This is a genomic window from Pseudomonas sp. SDO55104_S430, from assembly GCF_054070595.1.
This window is the reverse complement of sequence record NZ_JBSVXG010000028.1, coordinates 35,516-44,127: the sequence shown is the minus strand read 5'-3', so window position 1 is coordinate 44,127 and position 8,612 is coordinate 35,516. Positions and strand designations below refer to the sequence as shown.

General features: G+C 60.3%; 6 protein-coding genes. 1 reads left to right on the top strand and 5 read right to left on the bottom strand.

Annotated features, from left to right (window positions below):
- Positions 1-132 precede the first annotated feature (132 nt).
- The gene (locus tag ACW9JE_RS08095; protein WP_457432446.1) at positions 133-936 is read right to left on the bottom strand and encodes a class I SAM-dependent methyltransferase; all 804 of its coding nucleotides are present in this window, start codon (positions 934-936) and stop codon (positions 133-135) included.
- A gap of 129 nt (positions 937-1,065) precedes the next feature.
- On the opposite strand from ACW9JE_RS08095, the gene ACW9JE_RS08090 reads away from it, so the two are divergent.
- Positions 1,066-1,449, top strand: a complete 384-nt coding sequence (locus ACW9JE_RS08090) for a hypothetical protein (protein WP_224535080.1) — start codon at positions 1,066-1,068, stop codon at positions 1,447-1,449.
- Positions 1,450-1,534: 85 nt separating this feature from the next.
- Here the strand turns inward: ACW9JE_RS08090 and ACW9JE_RS08085 are convergent, their stop codons facing one another.
- The 4 genes from ACW9JE_RS08085 to ACW9JE_RS08070 all read right to left on the bottom strand — a co-directional run bounded on the left by ACW9JE_RS08085 (position 1,535) and on the right by ACW9JE_RS08070 (position 8,503).
- Complete coding sequence (locus ACW9JE_RS08085; protein ID WP_224535082.1) at positions 1,535-2,965, bottom strand: sigma-54-dependent transcriptional regulator; 1,431 nt, start codon at positions 2,963-2,965, stop codon at positions 1,535-1,537.
- Entirely contained in the window at positions 2,934-4,430 is a 1,497-nt protein-coding gene (locus tag ACW9JE_RS08080; RefSeq protein ID WP_457432445.1) for a sensor histidine kinase, read from the bottom strand. Before ACW9JE_RS08080 ends, ACW9JE_RS08085 begins: the two co-directional genes overlap by 32 nt.
- 102 nt (positions 4,431-4,532) lie before the next feature.
- Positions 4,533-5,669, bottom strand: a complete 1,137-nt coding sequence (locus ACW9JE_RS08075; protein WP_457432444.1) for an SCO family protein — start codon at positions 5,667-5,669, stop codon at positions 4,533-4,535.
- A 32-nt stretch (positions 5,670-5,701) separates the two neighbouring features.
- Positions 5,702-8,503, bottom strand: a complete 2,802-nt coding sequence (locus tag ACW9JE_RS08070) for a multicopper oxidase domain-containing protein (protein ID WP_457432443.1) — start codon at positions 8,501-8,503, stop codon at positions 5,702-5,704.
- Positions 8,504-8,612: the final 109 nt, after the last annotated feature.

The window sequence follows — 8,612 nt, the reverse complement described above, 5'->3', positions numbered from 1 at the left end:
TTCAGGTTTGGCGACGTGGGTGTTGGGTGTGCTGGCCTCTTCGCGGGCAAGCCTCGCTCCTACAAGGTTTAGCGGCGATCAAAAGATCCTGGAACACCTCCCACAGGGTTTTGGGTGGGTCACAGATGGCTGTCAACGCACCGCCACCAAGGTAAAACACATCGGCAACTGCGCCTCCCGCTGTTCATAGCGGTCGTACAGTTCTTCGCGGTTTGAGTGCGGGTATTCCTGGAAATGGCGGATGTTCAACCCCGCCGCGATGGCGCCGCCGAAGAGATCCCCAAGGGTGTGGACGAACCAGTACGACGCTGCGGCCTGCTGTTCAACCTTGCCTTCATAGACGATGGGTTCGGTCTGCACAAAGGGCTCGCGGCGGAAATAGGAGCTGGCCAGGGCGAAGGGGTCGGCGGCTTCGGGGTCGAACATCTCCAGAAAGGGATGGGTTTCGTACATCACCAGCGCTCCGCCCGGCTTAAGCACCTTCGCCACATGGCGGAAGAACTCGGCAATGTCCGGCATCCAGCCCAAGACGCCAATGGTGATCAACGCCACATCGAAACGCCCCTGCAAGGCAGGCGGTAAATGATGGATATCGGTCTCGATGAATTCAGGCTGATGAGGTGAGCGCGATGCCAGTTCCCGCGCCTGGTCGAGAAACGCCGCGGACTGGTCGACGCCGACCACATGCCGCGCGCCCAGGGCAAACAGGGAGAGGCTTTCCCGGCCATTGTTGCAGCCCAGTTGCACCACCTCCTTGCCGTCCACGCCGACCTCGTTCAGAACCTTGGTCAAGGTGTCATCAAGACAGGAAAAGTCCCGCTGGGCCACAGCGTTCAGCAGAACTGGCCAATCAGGATTGTCTTTGTGGTGGCGAGCGGAGTCGTTCCAAGCATCGCGGTTGCTGGCGATGGCCTGTTCTTTAGTCGGCATTTCCATTGCACGTTCCATCTGCTGTTTGAAGCGACTGACTGTAGCAGCTGGCAGCTACAGGTCGAGGTCAGCCAAGGCGCGCTATAGTTAATCACCTTGGGGATACGCGCGAAAACCGATGCCGCAGGTGCTGCCATGAACACGATTAAACAATCGCTGATGCTTGCCCTTTGCCTGACCGCCGCCACCTGGGCACAGGCCGATGACAGCCTGATGCAAACCGAGCAATCGAGCAGTGAATTCAACTATTACGGGGCCGACCAGCCTTTCGCCCACCCTGCCCCGCCTTCTCTGAGCACCATACCGCCGGGCGCGTACATCCCGACTTCGCCCCAGACGTTCACGCCGGTGTCCAGCGAGCACGTGTTTTCCGACTCCCAACTGCCCACGGTGGCCGATGCCACCGTACGCGTTTTCATCCGGACCTATGACGAAGAGCGCGGTGTCTACGTGAACCAGGAAGTCGAAAACCCGGCCTGCACGCTGTCTTGCCTCAGAGGAAAGATCCCCACGTTGTGAGGGCGGCTGCGCCGCAGCCACAGGCTACAAGCTTTAAGCCGCAAGCTCGAAGCTCGAAGCTCGAAGCTGCCAGCCCCGCAGGCCTCTACCACTGCCGCTTGTCCGGCCGAGCCAGCCCGAGTTTCTCGATCCGGTAGCGCAGCATGTCGCGGCTCAGGCCCAGCAGTCGCGCCGACTTGGTGACGTTCCAGTCGGTTTTGTCGAGCATTTTGCGCACCATGTCGCGCTCGACTTCCGGCAGGTTCATCGACTCGGTGCCGTTGTAGGCCGGGCGTGGCTCTGCAGCGGGCACTTCATGCTGGAACATCGGCGGCTCGTCCACCAGGCTCATGCACACGTTCAGTTGATGGGCCGCGATCACATCGCTCTGCGCCAGCAATACGGTCTGCTCGAGCATGTTGCGCAACTCGCGCACGTTGCCCGGCCAGCTGTAGTTGAGCAGCAACTCTTCGGCCTGCTCGCTGAAACGCAGGTTGGGTTTGCCATAACGTTTGCCGTGGGCCGCGAGGAAGTGGCGGGCCAGCAACAGCACGTCTTCGCCACGGGCGTACAGGCGCGGCACCTTGATCGAAATGATGCGCAGGCGGAAGAACAGATCGCGGCGGAACTTGCCTTGCAACACCATCTGTTCGAGGTTGCAGTTGGTGGCACTGATCACCCGCAGGTCGACCTTGCGCTCCTTGACCGAACCGACCCGGCGAATGCTGCGGTCTTCCAGCAGCTTGAGCAGCTTGGCCTGAAGCAGCAGGTCCATCTCGCCCACTTCGTCAAGGAACAGCGTGCCGCCATCGGCCGCTTCCACCAGGCCCAGGCGACGCTCCTTGGCATCGGTGAACGCGCCTTTCTCGTGACCGAACAACTCGGCCTCCACCAGATTGGGCGGAATCGAGGCGCAGTTGAATTCAATGAACGGACCCTTGGCGCGCGGACCGTCGAAATGCAGGGCGCGGGCCACCAGTTCCTTGCCGGTGCCGGTCTCGCCTTCGACCAGCACGGGAGGCAGATCGGTGTTGGCCATGCGGCGTTCGGCATCGAGCAACTGAGTGATGGTGCTCTTGAGGTAAACCATCGGTGCCGAATCGCCGATCAGCGCCTGAACCCCGGACTTCTGTGCCTCGCGTTCCTGATAGAACGACAGCGTGCGCTCCATCCGGTCGGTGGCCAGGGCCTTGTCCAGCAGCACCTTGAGCTCCGGCAACGCCACCGGCTTGGTCACGTAGTGGAAAGCCCCTTCCTTCATCGCCACCACGGCGTCTTCGACGTTGCCGTAGCCGGTCATCATGATCACCTTCAGATCCGGCGCGCTGACGCGCAGCTTCTGGATCAGGTCGTGACCACTCATGCCCGGCAACGAGTTGTCGGTCAGCACCACATCGGGAACGAAAGTCTTCAATTGCTCCAGTGCGTTTTCCGCCGAGTGGCAGACCGTCACCTCGAAGTCCTTGCGCTCCAGGTAAGTCTGAATATTCTCGGCAAGGAGTTCATCATCCTCGACCAGCAGTATGCTGTGTTCCATATTCCCCTCCCGTTGCCACTTTAAAATTCAAACAAACGCGAGTTCCTTCCCGCTCCTGGCTGGTCAGTTCGACCGAGCCTTCGAAACGCTCCATTATCCGTTTGACCAGGGCCAGGCCTACGCCCAACCCTCCCTGTTTGGTGGTGTAGAACGGCTTGAAGACCATTTGTTGCTGCTGCTTGGTCATGCCCTTGCCGGTGTCATTGAGAATCATGCTCACCCGGTCTGGCGCAGGCGTTTCAATCTCGATACTCAATACGCCTCCCGCGGGCATCGCCTCCAGCGAATTAGCAAACAGGCTATTGAGTATTTGCGTCAGCAGCACCTTTTGACTGACGACCGGCGGTACGCTTTTGGGAGTGAAACGCACTTGCACATCCGAGCGTCTGATCAGCGGCTCGAACGCTCCCAGGGTGTCTTCGATGACCAACACCAGATCCACCTCATCGACTTCGTCATTGACCGGTCGCAATGACACAAGCAATTCCCGTACCCAGCGCGACATGCGGTCAACCTGACCGATGATGTCGCCAAGATTTTTCTGCGCGTGCTGGCTGGCGATTTCCTGGGCCAGTTCGGCACTGGAACGGATATTGGCCAGCGGATTGCGGAGGCTGTGGGCAACCGCCGAAGACATCTCGCCCAAGGCGACAAAGGTTTCGTTGGCCACCAGTTGCTTTTGCTGACTTTGCAGCAGCAACGCGGCGCGACGCACGATCCAGAACAGTCCCAGATAAATCGCCGCCCCGCCCAGCAGGGTCGCCAGCCAGATCGCCTTGAACCCGCGCTGGATCCGCGCCACCAGATCCGCCGGCTCCTTGTAGATTTCCACCATGGCGACCACTTTGCTTCTGTCGGCGTTGAACATCGGGATGTAGTTCTCGATGAACAGGTATTGAGGTTCATGCATCAGACGCTGTTCGGGACGCTCCTCATCGATTTCGTGATAGCTGGTGGACACGGCCTCCTTCATTTCGAAGGACTCGTCCAGTTCGTCGTCATCGTGGATGCGCACGCCGATCAGCTCGGGGTTGGTCGACCAGACCACCGTGCGATCCAGGGCATAGACGTTGGCCAGCAGTAGGTCCGGCAGGTGTTCCACATGATCGAGAAACTCGATGCGCGCATTGGCCCGTGCACCGGGTTCGACATCCGGGTAGTCGTTGTCCATTCGGGGATCGAGCATCTCCCCCATGGTTCGGGACGGGGTGATCTCGGCGTGGCGGATTTCCGCATCGCCGATGGCCTGGATGAATTGCGCGGTCAACATCGAATCACGCTCGATACTCTCTTCCACCACGAAACGCGTGGAAATGTACCCCAGCCCCAACGCCACGGCGGCGATGATGAAAAAGCTTGCCAACGAGAACCAGCGCACCAGATTGAACGGCGGTCGCCAGCCCTTGATCTGCTCTGCTGCCGGTGTTTCCGACGCAGGTATTTTTTGTTCTTCCAGTGTCTGCATGGAACTGTCCTGGTCGCGGTTCAACAAGCCTTTTCAGCGGTGTTTCGCCTCAGTGTAGGTGGCATTGACCAACACGGGCGGCGCAATGAAAGTATTTAGCCACTATTGCATCTGCGTCGGCCCCTGAGCGCTGCCGGGCGCTGCGACGGCGTGGTGGTGCTCGGGCTCTTCATTCTCGGCAGTCAATGCATTTTTCGCTGGATGCTGCCGCTCGGTTTCCTCCTGGAGGAACTCGATGATCGATTGCGCGGACTTCTCATCCAGGCGCAGGTTGGGCATCGGAATCCTGTTGTAGCGTTCGAACAGCTCCATCGCGATCGGGTCCTTTTCCGCCAACACGCGATCCGGTTCGCGGATCCAGCGGTTGAGCCAGGCCGGATCTCGCTGCAGGGTCACGCCGATCAGGTCCGGACCGATGCTGCGCATGCCGATGCCCTGCCCATCCGTTGGCCCGAGGCTGTGGCACGAGGCGCAACGGGTGCGGAACAGCTCCTCGCCATTGCTCGGCGGGCGGATCTCCGGAGCATCGGCATAGCTTTCGCCAACACTCTGCTGTTTCCAGTTATGCAAGGTATTGGCCAACTGATCGGCCAGGATCCAGGGATTTTCGAACGGCGAGGCTTTCATCCAGCGACCGGTCTGCTGGTTGCCGACGATCAGGCTCAGGTTGTGGTCCTTGTTGCGGCCGTTGTCGACGCCTTCGATGAACAGGCCAAGCTTCTTGCGCAGTTCCGTGACGTCGGCGAATTCGCCGGTGAGGAACAGCCAGCCCGGGCCGACCTGGAAGCGTTGCGAATAGGCTTTGAGCACCTCGGGGGTATCGCTCAGGGGGTCGATGCTGATGGAGTAGAAAAAGATGTCCTTGCCGACTCGGTCGCCGAGCAGCTTCTGCACCTGGCGCAGCCGCGCGGTTTCCAGCGGGCAGGAGTCGCTGCAGGAGGTGAAGATGAAGTTGATCACCACCACCTTGTCCTTGATCAGGTCATCGAAAAAATGCACCTGCCGACCGTTCTGATCGGTCAGCAAGGTGTTGGGGAAATAGTCGCCACCCCAGGGGGTGGCGGATTCGCTGGTTTCGGTTTTTTCCGCCGTTACGGTGGCAATGGCCTCGGCGGATGCGGGAGCGGGTGTCGACGGCACCGGGTTGGCGATCAGCAGCCGGCTGGCCAGCAAACCGGTGACCAACACCAGAATCAGGTGCATGCCCAGGGCGCGTGTGCGTGGCGTATGCATCTTCATGTCGACACCCTCCCGTGTATTTTTTTCTTGTTTTACTTCTTCACAGCAACTTTCGGGCCGGAACCGTCGCCGGAGCGGAAGGTCGGCAGTGCAGCAGAGCTCACATAGCGCACGCCATCCCAACTTGGCAGCGGTGTCGGCATCAACTGGAATTGACCGGGGTGTTCAATGTCCCAACGCAGCAGCATCGAATTGTCCTCATGCTGGGTGTTGTGACAGTGCTCCATGTAGGTCCCGGCAAACTCGCGGAAGTTGATTGCCATTTCGACGCTGTCCAGGCCATCGTTTTCCGAACCGATGCGGTACACGTCCTTGCGCGCCCATTTTTCCCATTCAGGGGGTGCCTTGCCGCCACGACTGAGGATGATCCCCTCTTCGAAGTGCACGTGAACCGGGTGGCTCCAGCCCTTGCCGCCGAGCTTGATATTCCACACTTCCATGGTGCCGAAGCCTGTGGTGCCGGCATCGGTAGGACCGGTTTTCAGCTGGGTGGCCGCGTTCAACCGACGTGGGTCCATGTGATAGCCGAAACCGCCATCGGTCTTGACCGTCCAGGGGGCTTCGTCGGTGCCGTCGGAACGGCCGAAGATGAAGCTGCGGTGACGGGCAGTCGCCAGTTGCGCCATGTCGGCGGCGTTGTCGCGGTGTATCTTCAGCGGAATCATCACCAGACCTTCAGCCTTGCCGGGTTTGGCCGGTTCGTACTTCGAAGGGTCCATGGACAGGTCCTGTCCGGTGTAGGCCTTGACGTTGAGTTGCAACACCTTGCCCACCGCCGGATCGCCCTTGTCCCACTGCGGTCCCTTGCTGGACTGCTTGATCACCGCCAGGTATTTCTCCGACAGCACATCAGCCAGGGAAATCGGCTCTTTCGGGCCTTTGCCGTCGTCATGAGCCAGCAGGTTGACGAAGAAGATTTTGTCCCCCGGCTGGATACCGTTTTTGGCGAAGTTGACGATGATGTCGAACCGCTCGGCGATGCCCTGGGTCGGCAGGATCGCGTTGTGGTTCTGTTTGTCGCCGTCGGCGTCCAGGTCCATGGTGCCGTCGAACGGCACGGCGTGTTCCATGATGTTGCCGTCGTTGGCGATCATGTGGAACGGCACCCGGGCATAGGACACGCCTGAGCCTTTGGGTCCCTGGAACTCACCGCTGGTGCCCTTGATTTCCCGTACCAGAGCGAACTTGAAGTAGCGCGATACCGAGCCGTTGAGCATGCGGAACCGATAGCTGCGGGCCCGCACATCCAGGGTCGGTTTCCAGCCCCAGTTGACCACCACCTGATCACCCAGGAAGCCGTCGGTGTTGAACGGGTTGAACCACAACTGGCCGTTCTGATCCCAGGCCTTGTCGGCGAACAGCAGGTTGACGTCGTAGTCGCGGTTACCCCACGGCAAGGCGCTGCCGCTGGGGAAACGCAGGTTGACGCCGTCGTTCACCGACTCGTTGCCACGGTCCAGGGCGCTGTAGTAGTTCATCATCGCCGCGTTGCCCTTGTAGACGTTCTGCGCGGTGAAATCGAGCATGTGGTCGTGGAACCAGTGGGTGCTCATGGTCTCGCGCCAGTCGCCGCGGATCTTGATGGTGCCGTGATCGCAGGTCTTCAGGCCCGGGCTCGTGTCGTTGGTCCACAGGGTTTCGCCCGGCGAGCACGGGAATGCCGCGCGCGGATCTTCGGCCTTGGTGTTGATGCTGTCGTACCCGGCAAGCTGCATCGGCCAGCGATAGTCGTAGTACTGCCCGGGGAAGAAAAACGCGTTGGCATAGCCGTCGCTTTCCGCCGGTGAGTGACCGTTGTGTTCGTGGGTACTGATGGTGTGCAGGCCAAAGCCCATGTTGGCCGACGGATCGATCGGCAGGGCGTTGTAGTGACGCATCAACAGCGGTTGGCCATAACGGACCATCAGCAGTTTCGGCGGCAGAGTGCCGTCGAAGGTCCACACCGAGTTGTGGTTCTGGATCGGCATCTTCGGATGGAGGCGCATCTCCACGCCCTTGGAGGTGCCGTCTGTTGCCGGTACGCCCGTGACGTTGTGATACAGGCCACCGGGGCCGAACTCGCCCACGGCGTAGTGGTGCATTTGCCGATCGTCACGCAAGCCGCCGTTGGTCCGCGCACCGGTCTGTACGGTCTTGTAGGCGTTCTGCGGATAGAACTCGTTCCAGCGCTGATGTGACCAGCCTTTTCCTGGTGGACGACCTTCGGCCGACGAGCCGATATGGCGGTTGAGGAAGATCTCGATCTGCGCCTGCCACGGGTTGCGGTCCACCGCGTTGGAGAACTGGCTGGGGAACGGGGTCAGCCCCGGTTGACGCAGGAAGTTGTCCAGCGCCAGGCCCGGCGGTGCGCTGCGGGCCGCGTTGTTGGGGTCCTGGGCGGGCAACGGGCCGATCCCCGGTGGCGGGAATGGCAGTTGCGCCGCGGGCGTGGTGGGGTCGAGTTTTTCCGGCCCGAATTCCTCGAACAGCATGATCTGCTGGGTGAACGGCAGGGCTCCATACAGCGGGCTGGGCTTGCCGTTGGTGGGGTAGTTGAAGCTGGTCTGTTGCGACGGAGGCAGCTGGTTTTCCACCCGTTCGGTGTTGCGGGTGCCTTTGACGCCATCGGGCAGATCAAAAGAATCCTCGTTGGCCTCCGGCATGCTGAGGATCGCATTCAGTGCCGCGGGCTCATCAGCCGGTTCGTCGTAGTAGGCCGAAGGGTCCGATGGCTCCGGCTGTCGCTCATCGTCGATCGGGCTAGCGCGCAGCATCCCTGTGCTTATTGTCATCGATAGGACGACGCTCAAGGGCGTCAACAACCACTTGGAGGGGTACCGCGCTTTTGTGTCCATCACCTGCCGCCTCTATGCGTGAAGGGGGTGATGGGGGATTTGCAAATCCTTCGCCAAATTTGTAACTAATTTTTACAAAGTCCCGAAAGCTTGAAAAACAGTGGCTTAG

Bases quoted from the DNA above. Each gene is read 5' to 3' on its own strand.
- ACW9JE_RS08085 (WP_224535082.1), bottom strand. From the start codon at position 2,965: ATGGAACACAGCATACTGCTGGTCGAGGATGATGAACTCCTTGCCGAG.
- ACW9JE_RS08095 (WP_457432446.1), bottom strand. From the start codon at position 936: ATGGAAATGCCGACTAAAGAACAGGCCATCGCCAGCAACCGCGATGCT.
- ACW9JE_RS08090 (WP_224535080.1), top strand. From the start codon at position 1,066: ATGAACACGATTAAACAATCGCTGATGCTTGCCCTTTGCCTGACCGCC.
- ACW9JE_RS08080 (WP_457432445.1), bottom strand. From the start codon at position 4,430: ATGCAGACACTGGAAGAACAAAAAATACCTGCGTCGGAAACACCGGCA.
- ACW9JE_RS08075 (WP_457432444.1), bottom strand. From the start codon at position 5,669: ATGAAGATGCATACGCCACGCACACGCGCCCTGGGCATGCACCTGATT.
- ACW9JE_RS08070 (WP_457432443.1), bottom strand. From the start codon at position 8,503: ATGGACACAAAAGCGCGGTACCCCTCCAAGTGGTTGTTGACGCCCTTG.